We start from the raw sequence: 19,244 nt of genomic DNA, 5'->3' as shown, positions 1-19,244 counted from the left end.
AACCCACTTTAGTTTGAAAAAGAGAAAAACAATTATAAGATTTTTAATAAAGTTTTTTGTTACTTATTTTTTGTTGGTAGGCATTTATTCTATTTATCTAAAACAAACGCAACAAAAAGGTGATGTATTCTCATGCTCACCTATCACAAAAACGGTTGCTAAACACGCTCAACAATTTGGAGAATTTTTTGGTTACCCGGTCCATGTAGAACAACATGAGTCAGAATTATCTATGAAATTCTTTGTTGGAGATGCCTATATTGCCAGAGTGGTAGAAGGTTGTAATGCCATAAGTGTAATTATTCTCTTTTTAACTTTTATTATCGCATTTTCAGGCAGCATAAAAGCTACAATTATTTACGCTATTGTTGGAACTTTCTTTTTATATATAGTTAATGTAGCTCGGGTTTTTATCTTAAGTATGTTAATGTATAAATTCCCTGAGTATCAGGATATATTACACAACTTATTGTTTCCTGCTATTATTTATGGTGCTGTATTTTTACTATGGATTATTTGGGTAAAACGTTTTTCCTATTTAAAAAAGCCCAAGAATGAATAGAGCTGTTAAATACATTCTTGTTTTTTTACTTTTTACAATGCTCGTTTTAGTAAGAGCATTTCAAAAGCATTTATTTTACGACCCCTTTATTCATTATTTTGCAAGTGACTTCTTAGCCAAACCAATACCTGAATACAACACTTTTAAGTTATTTGCAAGTCTATTTATGAGATACCTCGTAAATACATTAATTTCTCTAGCAATTATCTATGTCATTTTTCGCAAAAAAGGATTAGTCAAATTTTCTATAAAATTTTTTACAGCGGCATTTATTTTTTTAGGAATTTTTTATTTTATTCTTCTTCAAATGGAAATGTTAGATGGCTATTTACTTACTTTTTATATCAGACGTTTTTTAGTTCACCCTATTTTTGTTTTGATTCTTGTACCTGCATTTTATTATCAACAAAAACTCGTTAGACAATCTAAAAAAATGTAATTTTATCGTTTCATTTCCGACTAATCAAATTCATTAAATTTATTCTAAAATGACGGAATCAAAAGCGGTTTACATCCCTCCTTGTAAACATCCTAGAATTGTAATCATTGGAGCTGGCTTCGCGGGTATTCATTTAGCAAAAGCACTAAAAAACAAACCTTTCCAAATAGTACTTATCGATAAAAACAACTTTCATCAATTTCAACCTTTGTTGTATCAAGTAGCAACGAGTGGTTTGGAACCAGATTCAATTGTTTTTCCAATTCGTAAAATTTTCAGAAACTATAAGCACTTTGTTTTTAGAATGACCGATGTGCTTAGCATAAATTCCAAAAACAAAAATATAACCACAGATATAGGAATTATAAATTACGATCATTTAGTATTAGCTTCTGGAAGTACTAATAATTTTTATGGCTTAAAAGATGTAGAGTCTAATAGCATTGGACTTAAAACCATACAAGAATCTTTAGACATTCGAAGTAATATTTTACAAAATATAGAAAAAGCAAATCAATCAGATGATGATGCTACTAGAAGACTTCATACATCTATAGTTATTATTGGAGCTGGTCCAGCTGGCGTGGAAACTGCGGGTGCTTTTGCCGAATTTAAAAAATTTATATACCCTAAAGATTATCCTGAATTACGTAATTTTCCCTTGCAGATTCATGTTATAGAGGCCGGAAAAAGGGTACTTTCTGCAATGAGCGAAAAATCTTCTAAAGATTCTTTAAACGATTTAGAAAAAATGCAAGTGCATGTGCATTTAGACACAGCTATTAAATCATATGATGGTAAAACTGTTGAATTATCTTCTGGTGAGACCATACTATCATCCAATTTAATTTGGACGGCAGGTGTAAAAGGACAATTCCCTGAAGGTATTGATGCTAAAAATATTACTCCTAGTAACCGAATTGAAGTTGACTTATTCAACAAAGTTAAAGGCCATGATTCTATTTTTGCAATTGGTGATGTTGCCGCAATGCAAACGGAAGATTATCCTAGAGGGCATCCTATGGTGGCTCCTACTGCAATTCAACAAGGTCAACATTTGGCTAAGAATTTACAATTGGAAGAGGCGAATTGGAAACCTTTCAATTATTTAGATAAAGGATCGTTAGCTACCATTGGAAAAAGAAAAGCCGTAGCCGATTTTGGCAAATTACACTTTCGTGGAAAATTTGCTTGGTTTATATGGTCAACTGTCCATTTAATTTCTATTAGTGGATTTAAAAACAAACTACGTGTAGGTTTAAATTGGGTAAATAATTATGTATCTTATGATAAAGGAAATCGCTTGATTATAAGAAAATATAAACCGAAATCTTAAATTGACGTTACAATTATTACACTATAAATCCGTTGTTTAATATTAACATTTATTTTAAACATTAACTGTTTAGATTTTATACTTTTGCATTTCAACTGTCAAGCAAGGGCATTTGATAAAAAATTGTAAGTACCAATCTATCTGAAATATTTTATTTCTTAGATTTGGTTCTAAATTACTAAAATGAAGAAAAGTATTCTTAAAATATCATCATTGTTTATGGCAGTTATTTTGCTGTTTTCAACGCTTTCTTTCACCGTTCAAAAACATATTTGTGCAGGCGAAGTGGCTGATGTAGCTCTTTTCGGTAATTTAGAAAGTTGCATCATGCATGACGCGAAGAAGGATATTAACCTTTCTTCTTTTGAAAAAGAATCTTGTTGTCATGACAATGCTCAATTTATTAAAGGTTCAAATGCTGAATTAAAAACTTCTAAAACTTCGCAGGACGATTTTACCGTTTTAACGGCAGTATTTTTATATACATACTTCAATTCTTATGAGTCAATCGATAAGAATTCAAACGATTTTAAAGAATACTTACCTCCTATTGTCACAAAAGACATTCCGGTACTTTACGAATCTTTCCTCATCTGATTTGTTTAATTAAACTCTTGTTTAGATGCTGTTAAACACAACATCTTAATTACAATAAATTTAATTAAATGAAAATTTCAAATGAAAATAATACTTAAAATAGTATTCATTCTAATTCCTATTATGTTGCAATCACAAACAACTATTAAAGGAATGGCAATGATAAAAAACAGCCAAGGTAAAACAGAAGGTTTACCTGGAGCAACCATTTATTGGCTAGATACTGAAATTGGTACAACCACAAATGATAAGGGGTGGTTTACCTTAAAATACAAACCAGAATACACAAAACTCGTCTTTAGTTTTGTAGGTTATAAAACAGACACCATTACCGTAAAAGAGCTTAAAGAAATCCATCATTTTATGATTGAAGAAAATGGTTTGGATGAAATTGTAATACAAGCTGAAAAAGAAAACACTTCAGTTTCTTATTTACAATCGGCTAATATTGTCACCATTAATGAAGGTGAATTACTAAAAGCAGCCTGTTGTAATTTATCGGAAAGTTTTGAAACCAACCCTTCAATCGATGTTAATTTTTCGGATGCCTTAACAGGTACCAAACAAATTAGGATGTTAGGTTTAACAAGCCCCTATATATTAATTGCTCAAGAAAACATTCCATCGGTTAGAGGGGCATCACAAGCATATGGGCTAACCTTTACACCTGGAACTTGGATAGAAAGTATTCAAATTACCAAAGGTGCGGGCTCAGTAGTAAATGGTTATGAGAGTATTGCTGGTCAAATAAACACTGAATTAAGAAAACCTTTAAACGACGATAAGTTATTTGTAAATGCTTATGGTTCGTTAGATGGACGATTAGAATTGAACACTCATTTTAGTCAAAAAGTTTCTAATAAATGGAATACAAGCTTATTTGTTCACGGTAACTTACGTGACAAGAAAATGGATGTAAATGATGATAATTTTCTTGACTCACCACTTGCTAATCAGATAAACGTAATGAACCGTTGGCAATATACGGATGCTGTAAATGGTTTTGTTAGCTTTATTAATTTTAGATATTTAAAGGATGATAAACAAACAGGGGAAGTTGATTTTAATCCTGATACTCATAAATTAACGACTATTAAATATGGTTCAGAAATAAACACAGAACGTTTCGATGCTTCTGCCAAGTTAGGATATGTTTTTCCTGAAACGCCATACAACAGTATGGGGTTTCAAGTTGCCTATAGCCAACATCAACAAGATTCATATTTTGGTCTGAATCAATACGACATTAATCACAAAAGTGTTTATTCTAATTTACTCTTCAGTTCAATTTTAGGAAGTACATTGCATAAATATAAAACAGGTATCAGTTTTACACATGATTCTTATGACGAGTATGTTAATGCCTCTGATTTTGGTAGAACTGAAAATTCAGTTGGTGGTTTTTTTGAATATAGCTATGATAATTTAGATGACTTTAGCTTAATTGCTGGGTTACGTTTGGATTTCCATAATCTATTGGGTACATTTATCACTCCAAGATTACATATAAGATATGCCCCATGGGAAAAAGGCGTTTTACGTGCATCGGTAGGTCGCGGTAAAAGAAGTGCTAATATATTTGCAGAAAATCAGCAACTTTTTGGATCGTCTAGAGTCATGAGTATTTTGAATTCAAACGGCAAAATTTATGATTTAAATCCGGAAATTGCTTGGAATTATGGGGTTAGTTTTTTACAAGGATTTAATTTACTTGATAAAAAAGGAACCATAACAGTTGACTACTACAGTACACAATTTCAAAATCAAGTAGTTGTTGATGTAGATGAAAGTCCACAAGAAGCTTTGTTTTATAATCTTGATGGTAACTCACATGCCAATAATTTACAGATAGAATTTAATTATGAATTAGCCAAGCATTTAAATTTACGCTTAGCCTATAAGTACTATGATGTAAAAACGGATTATCTTAAAGGAAGCTTAGAAAGTCCGTTACAAGCTAAAAATAGATTTTTCGCTAATATTGGCTACGAAACCAATCTCAACGCAAAAGGCGGCAACTGGCGATTCGACTATACCTTCAATTGGATTGGTCAACAAAGGCTCCCTTACACTGCTAGCAATCCAGTTCAGTATCAACTGGCTGAAAACTCACCAAGTTACAGTTTAATGAATGCTCAAATAGCCAAAGTTTTCTCAAAAAACTTTGAAGTCTATGTCGGTGGAGAGAATTTGGCAAATTATAAACAAGAAAATCCTATATTAGCTTCCGAAAATCCATTTGGAGCATACTTTGATAGTAGTATTATATATGCTCCAATTTCAAGGGGAATGTATTATGCGGGATTACGTTATACTTTAAATTAAAAAATAAGATCCTTAAAAAAGAATTATAATATGAAAAGATTAATTTTAATACTGGTAGCAATAATGGCAATTTCAGTTTCAGCTGAGGCTCAATCTAAAACCTCAAAAGTAACTTTTGAAGTTGATGGGGTTTGCGAAATGTGTAAAGAACGTATTGAGAAAGCAGCAATTTTAACAAAAGGTGTTAAGTTTGCAACTTGGAACATTCAAAAAAAAGAATTGTATTGTATTTATAACAATAAGAAAACAACACTTACAAAGATTAAACAAGCTATTGCGGATGTTGGCCATGATACAAAAGAAATAAAAGCTACTGATGAAGTTTACAACGGTATTGACGAATGTTGTAAGTACAGAACTCTAGAAACACATTAAGCCTCACCCGAAACCACAAAAAAAATGTAGTTTCGATCTCTCCGAAGGAAAGGTATAACCGAGGATACAATTAACTATAAGAAACAGTATCCAAAGGAAAGGTAAAAAAAGAATTATTAACTTTAACTAAAATAATAACAATGAAGAAACTAATTTTAATGTTAGCCGTGGTAACGGTAGTAAGTATTGCGTTTACATCTTGTAAAAGTGATAAAAAGGAAGATGTAAAAACGGAAGAAAAAGCTGACGTAGCTACTAATGAAGTTTACCAATGCCCAATGAATTGTGAAGACGGTAAAAGTTATACAGAAGCTGGAAATTGTCCCGTTTGTAAGATGGCCTTAAAGTCTAAAACAGTTGACATGGATGGTGACAGCCATGAAGAACATGCTGATGAGGATGGTGATGAGCACCACAACAGTGAAGAAGATGGAGATAAGGAAGCTTAAAATTTAAGCACAACTACTAAGTAAATTAAAAAACGTCGCAAATTGCGGCGTTTTTTAGTTTACCATTTTTACGGAATTAATATTTCCATATTCATCATGTTCTTGAACTGGATTATTTGGGTCAACGACCCATTTACCATCCACAATATATTTATAATGGTATTTACCGCCTTTTAACGTTAATGTGTATTTCCAAACACCATCATCCACTTTTTTCATTGACACTTCTTTCTTATTCCAATCGTTAAAAGAGCCCGTTAAAAAAATATTCGTTGCGTTTTTATAGCCTTTTAATTCAAATGTAACTTCTTTTTTGATTGTTACTATAGAATTGAAAGTATGGTGCTCATTATATTCTTTATGTGCATTTTTAGGATCTTCCATCCAATTTCCATCTACAATAAATTTATATTGATAGGTATCTGGTTTTAATTGCAACGATATTTTCCACCCCCCTTTTACTTTTTTCATTTTTAAGAGGTTCTCGTTCCATCGATTAAAAGTACCTGATACTATAACGTTATCAGCATTTTCATATCCTTCTAAGAAAAAATGAACGTTACCTTCTTCATTAGAAGGAAACGAATGCATTGTCAAATTATAAATCTTATGCCATATGTAACTTTTTTCAGATTCTGTTATATTGTAAAATGATTTATCTGGTTCCGCCCAATATTCATTATTAATCAAATATTTGAATTCCCAAAAATACTTTTCATCAAAATCTGTTATACTCTTTCTTAATTGATATGTATAACCTCCTGTTTTTCGCATCTTCCACTCCTCTCTTGACCAATCATTGAATTGACCTGACACGGCTACTTTAAATATATCTAAATTGGAAGCATCTACACGTTTTGAGGTATTGTCTCTAGTGAATTTTTTGTAATCTCTAACGTCAAAATTAAAAATAATACTATCATTTTCAATGCTATACGTTGGCGTATGTTGCCCTATAACAGTAGCTGAAAAGCACATAAAAATTATGACTATGTAGTGTTTAATGTTCATTTTATTTATAAAAAACGGTCTTAACAAAGTACAATTGTTTCTTTTTATAATTTAATATCATCCTACGTGTTACTATAAATTCATATCCCAAAACACCATCTAATTCAGTTCCGTAAGCAACATTCATGTTTTTAAGATTAGTGATAATAGTTTTCATTGGGCCACAATAGATGGTACTTGACAACTTTACTTTATGCAATTTACCTGCCAAAACATTCCTTTTTTGTTTTCCCGCTCCGACAACAACGATTTGCTTAGGTGTTTTAAAATTTTTCATTACTTTTTTAGAAACTGATTTATCAAGCAAATTCATTTCAGCACCAGTATCTAAACCAAATCTCAATTTTTGGTTATTCACATAAGAATCTAAAACTACGGTATGTTTTCTTAAGGAGAAATTAAGGGTATCTGTTATTTTTTCTAAATAGGGTAGTTTATCTACCTTATCACCATCATTATTAATTTTAGATAACGTAATCTGTTTTAAATAAAAATCTATAAAAATTTCATAATCTCTAAGTACATCATAACCTATTACTCCAAAAAGTTGCATTTTTTTTGTTTTCTCAATATGAGATAAATCTAAAATATTAGACTTTACATTATCAATACTAAAATCTTTGACCAATATTTTTTTTAACCATTTAATTTTCACTTCGTCAATTTCACTGCTAACACCCGAGTGCATTAAGTCCGATGGTTTATTGTTAGTACCATCAAAATGAACATTATTAAGTAATAATTTCTCTGCACCAGTATCTATAATAAAATTTCCTTTTCTATTAAATATTTCAGCTTCAATTACTATTAAACGATCATATAGCTTAAATGGAATACGGACTGTATTTTCTCCGATATACTCTGCCTTAGGAAATTGCAATGTATTCGCACTTTTTTCTTTGTCATCAGCAAATAGAATTGTTGAAGAACATAAAAATACAAAGATAAAAAGTCGAAAAGCTTTCATTGGAATATAAATTTACGTAATATAAATAAGACGCCACATTTTATATAATGTTACACTTTAACAACCTTCTAATTCTTGTCCATGGATAGTAACTTATAGAAGTTAGATATCTATAGAGTTAGTTAAATATCAATCAGAAATTCTACTCAATTAACGTCAATTACAACGCAAAAAAAACACCTACAAGAATTAATATCTTGTAAGTGTTTTTAAAATTATTTGTGTACGAGGCTCTCGACTACATCATGCCTGGCATACCGCCACCCATTGGAGGCATACCTCCTGCTGGACCTTCTTCTTTAATATCAACTAAAGCACATTCTGTAGTTAATATCATACCTGCAACTGATGCGGCATTTTCTAAAGCAATACGCGTTACTTTAGTAGGATCTATAATACCTGCCTTAAGCATATCAACATATTCACCAGTTTTTGCATTAAAACCAAAATCTTTCTTTCCTTCTAAAACTTTTGCAACTACAACAGAACCTTCGCTACCTGCATTTTCAACAATAATACGTAATGGCTCTTCAATCGCTCTAGCAATAATTTGAACTCCAGTAGTTTCGTCTAAATTATCTGTAGTTAATTTTTCAAGTACTTTTTTACTTCTTAACAAAGCAACACCACCACCTGTAACAATACCTTCTTCAACAGCAGCTCTTGTAGCATGTAAAGCATCATCTACTCTATCTTTTTTCTCTTTCATTTCTACTTCAGAAGCAGCACCAACATACAATACAGCAACACCACCAGCTAACTTAGCCAAACGCTCTTGTAGCTTTTCTTTATCGTAATCAGAAGTTGTAGTTTCTATTTGTGATTTAATTTGATTTACTCTAGCCGTAATATCTTTTTTAGCACCTGCACCATTAACAACAGTAGTATTATCTTTGTCAATAGTAACTCTCTCTGCAGTACCTAACATATCTAATGTTGCATTCTCTAAGGTAAACCCTCTTTCTTCTGCAATTACAGTACCTCCTGTAAGAATGGCTAAATCTTCTAACATCGCTTTACGTCTATCTCCAAATCCAGGAGCTTTAACTGCTGCAATTTTTAATGATCCACGTAATTTATTAACTACTAAAGTAGCTAACGCTTCACCTTCAACGTCTTCAGCAATAATTAATAAAGGTTTACCTGATTGAGCAACTGGCTCCAAAACTGGTAATAAATCTTTCATTGAAGATATTTTCTTATCGTATAATAAGATATAAGGATTCTCCAAATCAGTGATCATTTTCTCTGAATCAGTAACAAAATAAGGAGATAAATAACCTCTATCAAACTGCATACCTTCTACAGTATCTACATAAGTATCTGTTCCTTTCGCTTCTTCTACAGTAATTACGCCTTCTTTACCTACTTTTTGAAAAGCTTCTGCAATTAAATCACCAATAGTTTCGTCATTATTTGCTGAAATAGATGCTACTTGTTTAATCTTAGCGATATTATTACCAACAACTTGAGATTGTTTTTGTAAATCTTTAACAATAGCCTGTACAGCTTTGTCTATTCCTTTTTTCAAATCTAAAGGATTAGCACCTGCTGCCACATTCTTTAAGCCTTCTTTTACTATAGCTTGAGCTAAAACAGTTGCAGTTGTTGTACCATCACCAGCTTGATCGTTAGTTTTAGAAGCAACTTCTTTCACCATTTGAGCTCCCATATTTTCAAGAGGATCTGATAACTCAATTTCTTTTGCAACAGTTACACCATCTTTTGTTATTTGTGGTCCACCAAAAGCTTTACCAATTACTACGTTACGTCCTTTAGGACCCAATGTTACTTTTACTGCATTTGCTAATGCATCTACACCACGTTTTAAGCCGTCGCGAGATTCGATGTCAAATTTTATATCTTTTGCCATTTTATTTTTGATTTTAAGCCCCACTGTCCTTACGACATTTCCCTTTAAAGGAAATTTACTGGAACTATATATTATTAATATTTAATTTTAATTGCACCAACAATAGTTAGTTATAGAATTGCGAAAATATCGCTCTCTCTCATAATTAAGTAATCACCACCATCTAATTTTAATTCTGTACCAGCATATTTACCATATAGTACAGTATCTCCAACTTTAACTGTAGTAGGCTCATCTTTAGTTCCTTTACCTACAGCTAAAACTTTGCCCTGTTGTGGTTTTTCTTTAGCTGAATCTGGAATATAAAGTCCAGAAGCTGTTTTAGTTTCAGCAGCCATTGGCTCAATTACTACTCTGTCCGCAAGAGGTTTGATTTTTATTTTACTCATTTCTTTAAAATTTTTTAGTTAATTCAATCGAATGTTATTATGGCTAAAAATATGCCAATTATTAAAATATGACAGATAGTCATTATCCTTTATAATTGGAATCTTAAGAGGTAATATGATTAAACAAAAAAATGCCAACGTGACACTTACGTTGGCATTTTATATGTAAAAATTAAAAATTTCTTAATTTGATGTCGAATCTTGTAAAGTTGCTGGTTGCTCTGCACTTACAGGTGCTGTTTGCTCAACAGGGTTTCTATCATTTAAGGTTTCTTCAATTTGCGATTTAGTATCAATTGTATTTCTTGGAATAGCAAAGTTTGATAATAAAATCAATGCAAATAAAGCTATGGCCAATGTCCATGTACTTTTATCTAAAAAGTTAGTTGTGTTTTGAACACCACCTAATGTTTGTGTTCCTTGCCCACCTAATGAAGAAGATAATCCTCCGCCTTTAGGATTTTGAACCATAATAATAAGTATCAGTAAGACTGCTACAATAACAATCAGAACTAGAAATAGTGTATAAGTCATTTTTTATGAATTATTTTTTTGTAAAAATTTTATTGCTTTAATTCGGTCTGCAAAGAAACTACTTTTTTCTGGATATTTCAAACTTAATATTTTAAAAGCTTGTATCGCATTATCATACTTTTTTTGTTCGAGATATACACGTGCTAAAGTTTCAGTCATTAAAGTACCATCTTCAACAACACTTTCAAACGAAACATCAATGTTTTCAACGTTTTTGACTGCTTCCATTTTAGGTTTAGTCGCTATAAATTGGTCTATAATATCGAATTTATCTTGATTTACAGAAACTTCTTTTTGTTTTATATCTTCACTAATTTCTTGCCTATCTATGGGTTTTATATTGGTGAGTTGCATCCATTCACTAAAAGAATGCATTTCTGAAAGGTCAAATACTAATGGTTTACCGATATTTAATTTTTCTTCTACCTTTTCAATTACTGTCTCTTCTTCAATAATTTCTGCAACCGGTTTTTCATGCTCTAATTCTTCAATTATTTCAAAATCTACGACCTCATTCGTCGCTATTTTTTGCTTTTTTTTCTCAATAATATTTGAGTTATCTAAAGTATTTGCAGTAATAAAATCGAACAACACCGTTCTGTTCGTGGTATATGCTGCTGTTGATTTAAGTGCTGAATTATATTTAAAACTATGCTGATTCTTTAAGCCTTTAAGATGAATCATTCTTGCTGCTTGAAAATAAGGATAGTTTTCCAAAATATCTTCAATTGCATTGGTTTGCTCGATGGTTATCGACCTTTTGGTATCTAATAATGATGTAAATTCTGAAATGTTCATACTACCAATTTGCTACGGAAGCGTTATAAATATCTTGAGTTAATCGTTCAAAAATTTCTTCAAGAGCAGTCTCTAATACGCCACCTATTAATTGTGAATTTGCATCAAAATCTGAATAGAAAGAAAATGTCTTTTCAAAATCTTTATCTTCTTCCTTTTTGTTATAATAGCGTACTCTTACTGCAATTGTCAATCTATTTTGTGCTGCTGCCTGATCTGCTGTTGCCGTAATAGGAATTACCTTATAATCCGTTATTTCTCCTTCAAAGTACAAATCGCCACCCGCTGTCGTTAAACTCAAATTTGTTTGGCGTGTAAATAAATCGCGTAAAGCATCTGTAAATTTTTGACTCAATGTAGGTTCAACGAGTATAGCATTATTAGGAAAATAATCTATTTGTATGGTTTCGGCGTCTCCAACATCACCTCCGGTAAAGGAATAGACTCCACAACTTTGGGTGAATAGTAATAGTAATGTAATTGCTATAATTATGTTTTTCATTATTTTAATCTATCCTCTAAGAAACTACTTAAATTTATTAAATACTTCATTCATCATAATACCAACACTCCTATATTCCCGTAAAGGGGACAATTGCTACGTTCAAACCTTATATAATTCATTATAATTTGTAAATATAATAATCTCTCCCGTAACATCGGTACAAAATCTATTATCTCCTATCTAAAATCAACTACAAATCGTACTGCTTTATTTTTCTATATAATGTTCTTTCTGAAATACCTAACTCCTTGGCTGCTAACTTTCTTTTATTCTGATTTCTCTCCAAGGACTTTTTTATCATTTCATATTCTTTATCCTGTAAAGACAAAGATTCTTCCACCGTTTCCGCATCTTGATAGTTGTCATTATATTCACGAGATTCTTCTTGATAGCTGTCTCTCTTTTGAGGAGATATTATTTCAACTAAATTTTCTTCATCCTCAGGTGAATCTCCATAAATTTTTTGGATAAGTCGCTGAGTATTTTCAATATTATCATGATCAACTTTTCCTCCCTGCATCAATTCCATCGTCAACTTTTTCAAGTCCGTAATATCATTACGCATATCGAATAGTACTTTGTATAAAATTTCACGTTCATTGGCAAAATCACTCCCCTTTGAACCTTCTTTAATTAGAGCTGGAAAATTTGAACTGTGATCTGGTAAATAGCTTCTTAAGGTTTGAGCTGAAATCTCTCTATTTTGTTCTATTACAGATATTTGTTCTGTTACATTTCGCAGTTGACGAATGTTCCCCTTCCAAGCATAATCCTTTAAAACAACAATGGCTTCATCAGTCAATCTGATCGTAGGCATATTGTATTTTTGAGCAAAATCTGAAGCAAACTTTCTAAACAATAAATGAATATCATCTCTTCGTTTACGTAAGGCTGGTAAATTAATTTCTACGGTGCTTAATCTATAATATAAATCTTCACGGAATTTACCTTTTTGAATGCCTTCTATCATATTTAGATTAGTAGCGGCAACAATCCTTACATTAGTTTTCATCACTTGTGATGAACCCACTTTTATAAATTCACCATTCTCCAACACACGTAATAAACGAACTTGTGTAGTTAACGGCAACTCCCCTACCTCATCTAAAAAGATAGTACCTCCATCGGCAACTTCAAAATAACCATTTCTTGATTGTGTTGCTCCCGTAAATGAGCCTTTTTCATGCCCAAATAATTCACTATCAATGGTACCTTCCGGTATCGCACCACAGTTTACTGCGATGTATTTTGCATGTTTTCTATGTGATAGTTGGTGAATAATTTTAGGTATAAATTCTTTACCCACACCACTCTCTCCAGTTACTAAAACTGAAATATCTGTAGGAGCAACTCGAATCGCTTTTTCTAAAGCACGATTTAGGTTAATATCGTTTCCAATAATACCAAATCGCTGTTTTATGGTTTGTAAATTTTCCATTATTTTGAGCTACAAGATTTTAACACAAGAATCTAGGCAATCACCGTTAAATCAAGGAAAAATCTTGAATTATAAATTATTAAGCTATCAATTATTCTCTGAATACCCAACCGCTGTTCCAATTAAGGTTGCAGAGGTACAAGAATTTATTTTTACGTTTACAAAATCACCCATTTTGTAGTGTTCTTTTGGAAAAACTACAATAGTATTTTGTGTATTTCTACCTTTCCATTCATTTTCATTCTTTTTTGAGGTACCTTCAATGAGTACTTCTTCCACATTACCTACATGTTTTTTAGTCCAATAATGTGAATGTTTTAATTGCAATGCGATAACTTCTGCCAAGCGTCTCTTTTTGACCGCTAGTGGAATGTCATCTTCAAACTTTTTAGCCGCCAGTGTACCCGGTCTTTCAGAATAGGCAAACATAAACCCAAAATCGTATTTTACATATTCTAATAATGATAAAGTATCTTGATGATCTTCTTCTGTTTCACCACAAAATCCGGTAATCATATCTTGCGATATTGAGCAATCAGGCAATATTCTACGAACATTATCTACCAACTCCATATATTCTTCTCGCGTATGTTGGCGATTCATTCTCTCTAAAATTCTAGTACTACCAGACTGAACAGGCAAGTGAATGTATTTACAAATATTCTTATGCTTTGCCATAACATGTAAAACATCTAAATGCATGTCTTGCGGATTAGACGTAGAAAACCTGAAACGAATTTTAGGAAACTCTTCAGCACATAAGTCCAATAATTGAGCAAAATCAACCGCTGTACTTTGAGCAATCTCTGAAGCTTTAACAAAATCCTTTTTCAATCCACCACCATACCATAAATAACTATCTACATTCTGACCAAGTAAGGTAACTTCCTTAAAATTCTTTTGTTTTAGGTCTCTTATTTCTTCAATAATACTTTTAGGATCACGACTACGTTCTCTTCCTCTCGTAAAAGGTACAACGCAGAAAGTACACATATTATCACACCCTCTTGTTATCGATACAAATGCAGAAACACCATTAGATTGTAATCTAACTGGCGAAACATCTCCATAAGTCTCTTCCTTAGACAAAATAACATTAATTGCATCGCGTCCTGCTTCTACCTCTTCAACTAAATTAGGCAAATCTCTATACGCATCTGGACCAACTACTAAATCGACAATTTTTTCTTCTTCTAAAAATTTCGATTTTAAACGTTCAGCCATACAACCTAACACGCCCACTTTCATGGATGGGTTTTTTGTACGCTTAACCGAGTTATAATATTGTAATCTTTTTCTTATGGTTTGCTCTGCGTTATCTCGGATAGAACAGGTGTTTACCAACACTAAATCAGCTTCTTCTAATTTTTGTGTGGTATTAAACCCTTCCTTAACCAATATAGATGCTACGATCTCACTGTCGCTCATGTTCATTTGACAACCGTAACTTTCTATAAATAACTTTTTGTCATTACCAGTTACCTTTTCAGCAACTAAAGATTGACCTTGTTTATTTTCTTCTATTATTTTCTCTGTATGCATTATCTAAAAAATGGAATGCAAATATACAACCTATAACCTAAAATTATGCCATTTTGGCAGAAATTTAACACCCTCTAAAAAAGACTAAATAGCGGATAAGTGTATTAAAAAAAATAATATTAAAAAATTCTATATACTTTTGCACATTCAAAAGAGTATTCAATTTTTCAATTCTAATCAATATTGAATCTCTAAAAGTTAACTATCAATCGACGTATATGGCAAAAAATTTAGTAATTGTTGAGTCACCTGCAAAAGCAAAAACCATTGAAAAATTTTTAGGTAAAGATTTTCAGGTTGAATCGAGTTATGGTCATATTGCCGATCTGCCTTCAAGGGAATTAGGTGTAAATGTAGAAGGAGATTTTACTCCAGAATACATTGTTTCTGATGATAAGAAGGCGGTAGTAAAAAAATTAAAAAGTCTTGCCAAAAAAGCAGATACCGTATGGCTAGCTAGTGATGAGGATCGAGAGGGTGAAGCAATTGCATGGCATTTATTTGAGCAATTAAAATTAGATTTAGAGAATACAAAACGAATTGTTTTTCATGAGATTACAAAAACAGCGATTCTAAAAGCTGTTGAAAATCCGAGAAGCATCAATTATAATTTAGTTAATGCACAACAAGCCCGTAGGGTTTTAGATAGGTTGGTAGGTTATGAACTTTCACCTGTTTTATGGCGGAAAGTAAAAGGAGGATTATCAGCAGGTAGGGTACAATCAGTTGCTGTACGTTTAATTGTAGAACGCGAACGTGAAATTGAAAGTTTTAATCCTATTGCTTCTTACAGAATAGATGCTGAATTTAGCAATGAAGAAGGTAAAACTTTTAAAGCTAAACTCCCGAAGAATTTTGAGACAAGAGAAGCCGCTGAAAAGTTTTTAAAATCTTGTACAGGTGCAGCTTTCAAAGTAGCTGATTTACAGACAAAACCAGCAAAAAAATCACCAGCAGCACCATTTACAACCTCAACTTTACAACAAGAAGCCTCTCGTAAGTTATATTTTCCAGTTGCCAAAACAATGATTATGGCACAACGCTTATATGAAGCGGGACTTATAACATACATGAGGACAGATAGTGTAAACTTATCTGAAGATGCTAAGAACGCAGCTGCTGAAGAAATCACATCATCATACGGTTCAGAATATAGTAACCCAAGAAATTTCAAATCTAAGTCTAAAAATGCTCAAGAAGCTCACGAAGCGATTCGACCTACTGACATGAGCTTACATGAGTCTTCAATAGGTAAAGATGAAGATAGATTATATAGTCTAATTTGGAAAAGAACCTTAGCCTCTCAAATGAGTGATGCTAAGTTAGAACGTACCAACGTAAAAATTAGCAACACAAAAAATAAACAAATTTTAACTGCTAATGGAGAGGTAATCACTTTTGAAGGCTTTTTGAAAGTTTATTTAGAAGGTACAGATAATGAAGATGAAGAACAAGAAGGCATGTTACCTAAACTTGCTGTAAACGAAACGTTAAAAAATAATTACATTACCGCAACCGAACGTTATACAAGAGCTCCTGGTAGATTTACGGAAGCTTCTTTAGTAAAACAATTGGAAGAATTGGGTATTGGTCGTCCGTCAACATATGCACCTACTATCTCTACAATTCAACGTAGAGAGTATGTAGACAAAGGCTCTATTGATGGTGTAGAACGAAAATATACGGAGCTAAAACTTAAATCGGATAAACTTACTGAAAAAGAACTTACTGAAAAAGTAGGTTCTGATAAAGGCAAGTTGGTACCTACCGATATCGGTAAAATTGTAAATGACTTTTTAGTTGAGCATTTTAAAACAGTATTGGATTTTGGTTTTACAGCGAAAGTTGAAGAAGAATTTGATGATATTGCTAGAGGTAAAGAAGATTGGACCTCAATGATAAAAGATTTTTATGAAAAATTTCATCCAAGAGTTGAAGATGTTTCTGAAAATGCAGAAAGAGCTAAAGGTGAACGTTTATTAGGAATAGACCCTGAATCTGGCAAAAATGTGTATTCGCGTTTGGGTAGATTTGGTGCTATGGTACAAATTGGTGAAGTTACAGATGAAGAAAAACCTAAGTTTGCTAGTTTACAACTAGGTCAGACGTTAGAAACGGTAACTTATGAAGAAGCTATGGATCTTTTTAAATTACCTAAAACAATAGGTGAATATGAAGGTGAAGAAATTATTGTAAATAATGGTAGGTTTGGACCTTATGTGAAGTTTGGAACAAAATTCATTTCTTTAGATAAAGGTGAAAACCCTATGGATGTTGATATGGAAAGAGCCACTGTGCTTATTAAGGCCAAACAAGAAGCTGATGCACCAATTGCTCATTATAAAGAGTTACCTGTGCAAAAAGGTGTGGGTAGATTTGGCCCCTTCATTAAATATGATGGCATGTTTATCAATGTAAACAAAAAATACGATTTTGATAACTTGACTCAAGCTAACATTGAAGAGTTGATTGAAGTTAAAATTCAAAAAGAAATAGATAAACTTATTCACAATTGGGAAGAAGAAGGAATTAGAGTAGAAAAAGCAAGATGGGGCAGGTTTAATATTATTAAAGGCAAACTTAAAATTGAAATGCCTAAAACGACTGATGCCGAAAAATTGACCCTGGAAGAAGTGCTAGAAATTATTGAAAAGAAAACTCCCAAGAAAAAACCAAGAAAAAAGGCTGCTAAAAAACCAGCTAAAAAGAAAAAATAATACTATTCTTAAACTGTCATTCCGAGGCACGAGGAATCTGTTAAAAAGTAGTACTCATATTAATGAGATTCCTCGTGCCTCGGAATGACAATAATAATCCAATAACAAATAACCATTATAACTAAACTATGAGTTTTGAATTCTTAAATCCTGTTGAAGATGTTGTTGTGGCACATTCGGCTTTATTACCTAATCAATCGTTAGGTCAAAGGATTGCTATTCATTCAAAACAAAATGGAATTCCTGAATTAAAAGGGGTACATATTGCTATTATAGGTGTTGAAGAAGGAAGAAGAGCGGAAGACAATTTTGGTGCTGGTAATAATTTTGGTGTCATACGAAAATATCTATATCAATTATTTCCAGGCAACTGGTTTTCAAAAATTGTCGATTTAGGCAATATCCCTCAAGGCGAAACGGAAGAAGACTCCTATTTTGCACTTCAAGAAATAATAGTCTATTTAGTTAAAAATAATATCATCCCAATAATTATAGGTGGCGGTCAAGACTTAACCTATGCTAATTATAGAGCGTATGATAAATTAGAACAAACCGTTAATCTTACCACAGTAGATACAAAGTTTGATTTAGGTACTATTGAAGAAGAAATATCTTCAACCTCTTTTTTGAGTAAAGTAATTATGGAGCAACCAAGTAATCTATTTAATTATAGTAATATTGGTTATCAGACGTATTTTAACTCGCAAGAAGAAATTGATTTATTAGAAAAATTATATTTCGACACGTATAGATTGGGTGAAATTACCAATGATATAAAAATAGTAGAACCTGTTTTTCGAGATACGGATGTTGTAAGTATTGATATTGGTTCTGTAAGACGAGCGGAAGCACCTGCGAACAATAATGCTGTACCGAACGGATTTTATGGTGAGACGATATGTGCTATTTCCAGATATGCAGGTATCAGTGATAAAGTTTCTTCTTTTGGAATTTACGAATACAATGCCAAATTAGATGAAAAAGACCAAACCGCACATTTAATTGCCCAGATGATATGGTATTTTATTGAAGGTTTTAATTTTAGAACTAATGAATACCCTTTTACATCAAAAAAAGATTACACAAAATATATAGTACCTATTGAAGACACTACAATCAACTTCTTCAAAAGTAATAAAAGTGACAGATGGTGGATGGAAGTTGAACATCCAAATAATAAAACTACAAAGCATACGTTAATACCTTGTACGTATCAAGATTATTTACGAGCAGGAAATCAAGTTATTCCAGAAAGATGGTGGAAAACTTTTAGAAAATTAAATTAGTTATACACTAAAAATAATATTTCTGCGTTCTTAAAGTGATTCTACGAAATCAAAATTGTTTTTTATCGAAATAGTTTTAATATAACAAATAGTATTGTTCC

The 19,244-nt window shown here is 32.0% G+C and carries 18 protein-coding genes; 9 read left to right on the top strand and 9 right to left on the bottom strand.

The window, feature by feature from the left end:
• The first annotated feature begins 13 nt into the window (after positions 1 to 13).
• From xrtF to FF125_RS05010, 7 genes are all read left to right on the top strand, one after another.
• Positions 14 to 562, top strand: coding sequence for an exosortase family protein XrtF (gene xrtF, locus FF125_RS05040; RefSeq protein WP_138948755.1), 549 nt, complete (start codon positions 14 to 16; stop codon positions 560 to 562).
• Positions 555 to 1,001: an exosortase F system-associated membrane protein gene (locus FF125_RS05035; RefSeq protein ID WP_138948754.1), complete on the top strand. Its 447-nt coding sequence runs from the start codon at positions 555 to 557 to the stop codon at positions 999 to 1,001. Before xrtF ends, FF125_RS05035 begins: the two co-directional genes overlap by 8 nt.
• A gap of 49 nt (positions 1,002 to 1,050) precedes the next feature.
• Positions 1,051 to 2,337, top strand: coding sequence for an NAD(P)/FAD-dependent oxidoreductase (locus FF125_RS05030; RefSeq protein WP_138948753.1), 1,287 nt, complete (start codon positions 1,051 to 1,053; stop codon positions 2,335 to 2,337).
• A 183-nt stretch (positions 2,338 to 2,520) separates the two neighbouring features.
• A complete protein-coding gene (locus FF125_RS05025; RefSeq protein WP_138948752.1) occupies positions 2,521 to 2,934 on the top strand; it encodes an HYC_CC_PP family protein in 414 nt (137 codons plus the stop codon).
• A gap of 81 nt (positions 2,935 to 3,015) precedes the next feature.
• Positions 3,016 to 5,259: a TonB-dependent receptor gene (locus FF125_RS05020; protein ID WP_138948751.1), complete on the top strand. Its 2,244-nt coding sequence runs from the start codon at positions 3,016 to 3,018 to the stop codon at positions 5,257 to 5,259.
• A gap of 30 nt (positions 5,260 to 5,289) precedes the next feature.
• The gene (locus tag FF125_RS05015; RefSeq protein WP_138948750.1) at positions 5,290 to 5,634 is read left to right on the top strand and encodes a heavy-metal-associated domain-containing protein; all 345 of its coding nucleotides are present in this window, start codon (positions 5,290 to 5,292) and stop codon (positions 5,632 to 5,634) included.
• A 140-nt stretch (positions 5,635 to 5,774) separates the two neighbouring features.
• Positions 5,775 to 6,083 carry a heavy metal-binding domain-containing protein gene (locus FF125_RS05010; protein ID WP_138948749.1) on the top strand — a complete coding sequence of 103 codons (309 nt, stop codon included), beginning with the start codon at positions 5,775 to 5,777 and terminating at the stop codon, positions 6,081 to 6,083.
• A 54-nt stretch (positions 6,084 to 6,137) separates the two neighbouring features.
• On the opposite strand, the gene FF125_RS05005 is transcribed toward FF125_RS05010, so the two are convergent.
• The 9 genes from FF125_RS05005 to miaB form a co-directional block, all read right to left on the bottom strand.
• On the bottom strand, positions 6,138 to 7,094 hold the full coding sequence (locus FF125_RS05005; RefSeq protein WP_138948748.1) for a hypothetical protein: 957 nt from the start codon (positions 7,092 to 7,094) through the stop codon (positions 6,138 to 6,140).
• Between the two features lies 1 nt (position 7,095).
• Complete coding sequence (locus FF125_RS05000) at positions 7,096 to 8,061, bottom strand: retropepsin-like aspartic protease (protein ID WP_138948747.1); 966 nt, start codon at positions 8,059 to 8,061, stop codon at positions 7,096 to 7,098.
• 238 nt (positions 8,062 to 8,299) lie between these two features.
• Positions 8,300 to 9,934 carry a chaperonin GroEL gene (gene groL, locus FF125_RS04995; protein WP_138948746.1) on the bottom strand — a complete coding sequence of 545 codons (1,635 nt, stop codon included), beginning with the start codon at positions 9,932 to 9,934 and terminating at the stop codon, positions 8,300 to 8,302.
• 110 nt (positions 9,935 to 10,044) lie between these two features.
• Positions 10,045 to 10,323 carry a co-chaperone GroES gene (locus FF125_RS04990; RefSeq protein ID WP_117884765.1) on the bottom strand — a complete coding sequence of 93 codons (279 nt, stop codon included), beginning with the start codon at positions 10,321 to 10,323 and terminating at the stop codon, positions 10,045 to 10,047.
• Positions 10,324 to 10,506: 183 nt separating this feature from the next.
• Entirely contained in the window at positions 10,507 to 10,857 is a 351-nt protein-coding gene (gene secG, locus FF125_RS04985; RefSeq protein WP_138948745.1) for a preprotein translocase subunit SecG, read from the bottom strand.
• Between the two features lie 3 nt (positions 10,858 to 10,860).
• Positions 10,861 to 11,655, bottom strand: a complete 795-nt coding sequence (locus FF125_RS04980) for a hypothetical protein (protein ID WP_138948744.1) — start codon at positions 11,653 to 11,655, stop codon at positions 10,861 to 10,863.
• Between the two features lies 1 nt (position 11,656).
• Positions 11,657 to 12,157 carry an LptE family protein gene (locus FF125_RS04975; RefSeq protein WP_138948743.1) on the bottom strand — a complete coding sequence of 167 codons (501 nt, stop codon included), beginning with the start codon at positions 12,155 to 12,157 and terminating at the stop codon, positions 11,657 to 11,659.
• 193 nt (positions 12,158 to 12,350) lie between these two features.
• Positions 12,351 to 13,598 carry a sigma 54-interacting transcriptional regulator gene (locus FF125_RS04970; RefSeq protein ID WP_138948742.1) on the bottom strand — a complete coding sequence of 416 codons (1,248 nt, stop codon included), beginning with the start codon at positions 13,596 to 13,598 and terminating at the stop codon, positions 12,351 to 12,353.
• A gap of 87 nt (positions 13,599 to 13,685) precedes the next feature.
• Entirely contained in the window at positions 13,686 to 15,140 is a 1,455-nt protein-coding gene (gene miaB, locus FF125_RS04965) for a tRNA (N6-isopentenyl adenosine(37)-C2)-methylthiotransferase MiaB (RefSeq protein ID WP_138948741.1), read from the bottom strand.
• 218 nt (positions 15,141 to 15,358) lie between these two features.
• On the opposite strand from miaB, the gene topA reads away from it, so the two are divergent.
• Both topA and FF125_RS04955 read left to right on the top strand, forming a co-directional pair.
• Positions 15,359 to 17,857 carry a type I DNA topoisomerase gene (gene topA / locus FF125_RS04960; protein WP_138948740.1) on the top strand — a complete coding sequence of 833 codons (2,499 nt, stop codon included), beginning with the start codon at positions 15,359 to 15,361 and terminating at the stop codon, positions 17,855 to 17,857.
• Between the two features lie 128 nt (positions 17,858 to 17,985).
• Positions 17,986 to 19,143 carry a formimidoylglutamase gene (locus tag FF125_RS04955; protein WP_138948739.1) on the top strand — a complete coding sequence of 386 codons (1,158 nt, stop codon included), beginning with the start codon at positions 17,986 to 17,988 and terminating at the stop codon, positions 19,141 to 19,143.
• Positions 19,144 to 19,244 lie beyond the last annotated feature (101 nt).

Origin of the sequence: Aureibaculum algae (assembly GCF_006065315.1) — a bacterium.
Classification (GTDB): Bacteria; Bacteroidota; Bacteroidia; order Flavobacteriales; family Flavobacteriaceae; genus Aureibaculum; species Aureibaculum algae.
Note: the sequence above shows the minus strand (reverse complement) of the source record. Positions and strands in the feature narration are given on the sequence as shown.

Coding starts and splice junctions, on each gene's coding strand:
- FF125_RS05035 (WP_138948754.1), top strand. CDS start 555: ATGAATAGAGCTGTTAAATACATTCTTGTTTTTTTACTTTTTACAATG.
- FF125_RS05015 (WP_138948750.1), top strand. CDS start 5,290: ATGAAAAGATTAATTTTAATACTGGTAGCAATAATGGCAATTTCAGTT.
- FF125_RS04980 (WP_138948744.1), bottom strand. CDS start 11,655: ATGAACATTTCAGAATTTACATCATTATTAGATACCAAAAGGTCGATA.
- FF125_RS04970 (WP_138948742.1), bottom strand. CDS start 13,598: ATGGAAAATTTACAAACCATAAAACAGCGATTTGGTATTATTGGAAAC.
- FF125_RS04990 (WP_117884765.1), bottom strand. CDS start 10,323: ATGAGTAAAATAAAAATCAAACCTCTTGCGGACAGAGTAGTAATTGAG.
- secG (WP_138948745.1), bottom strand. CDS start 10,857: ATGACTTATACACTATTTCTAGTTCTGATTGTTATTGTAGCAGTCTTA.
- FF125_RS04975 (WP_138948743.1), bottom strand. CDS start 12,157: ATGAAAAACATAATTATAGCAATTACATTACTATTACTATTCACCCAA.
- FF125_RS05010 (WP_138948749.1), top strand. CDS start 5,775: ATGAAGAAACTAATTTTAATGTTAGCCGTGGTAACGGTAGTAAGTATT.
- FF125_RS05025 (WP_138948752.1), top strand. CDS start 2,521: ATGAAGAAAAGTATTCTTAAAATATCATCATTGTTTATGGCAGTTATT.
- miaB (WP_138948741.1), bottom strand. CDS start 15,140: ATGCATACAGAGAAAATAATAGAAGAAAATAAACAAGGTCAATCTTTA.
- topA (WP_138948740.1), top strand. CDS start 15,359: ATGGCAAAAAATTTAGTAATTGTTGAGTCACCTGCAAAAGCAAAAACC.
- FF125_RS04955 (WP_138948739.1), top strand. CDS start 17,986: ATGAGTTTTGAATTCTTAAATCCTGTTGAAGATGTTGTTGTGGCACAT.
- groL (WP_138948746.1), bottom strand. CDS start 9,934: ATGGCAAAAGATATAAAATTTGACATCGAATCTCGCGACGGCTTAAAA.
- FF125_RS05005 (WP_138948748.1), bottom strand. CDS start 7,094: ATGAACATTAAACACTACATAGTCATAATTTTTATGTGCTTTTCAGCT.
- FF125_RS05000 (WP_138948747.1), bottom strand. CDS start 8,061: ATGAAAGCTTTTCGACTTTTTATCTTTGTATTTTTATGTTCTTCAACA.
- FF125_RS05020 (WP_138948751.1), top strand. CDS start 3,016: ATGAAAATAATACTTAAAATAGTATTCATTCTAATTCCTATTATGTTG.
- FF125_RS05030 (WP_138948753.1), top strand. CDS start 1,051: ATGACGGAATCAAAAGCGGTTTACATCCCTCCTTGTAAACATCCTAGA.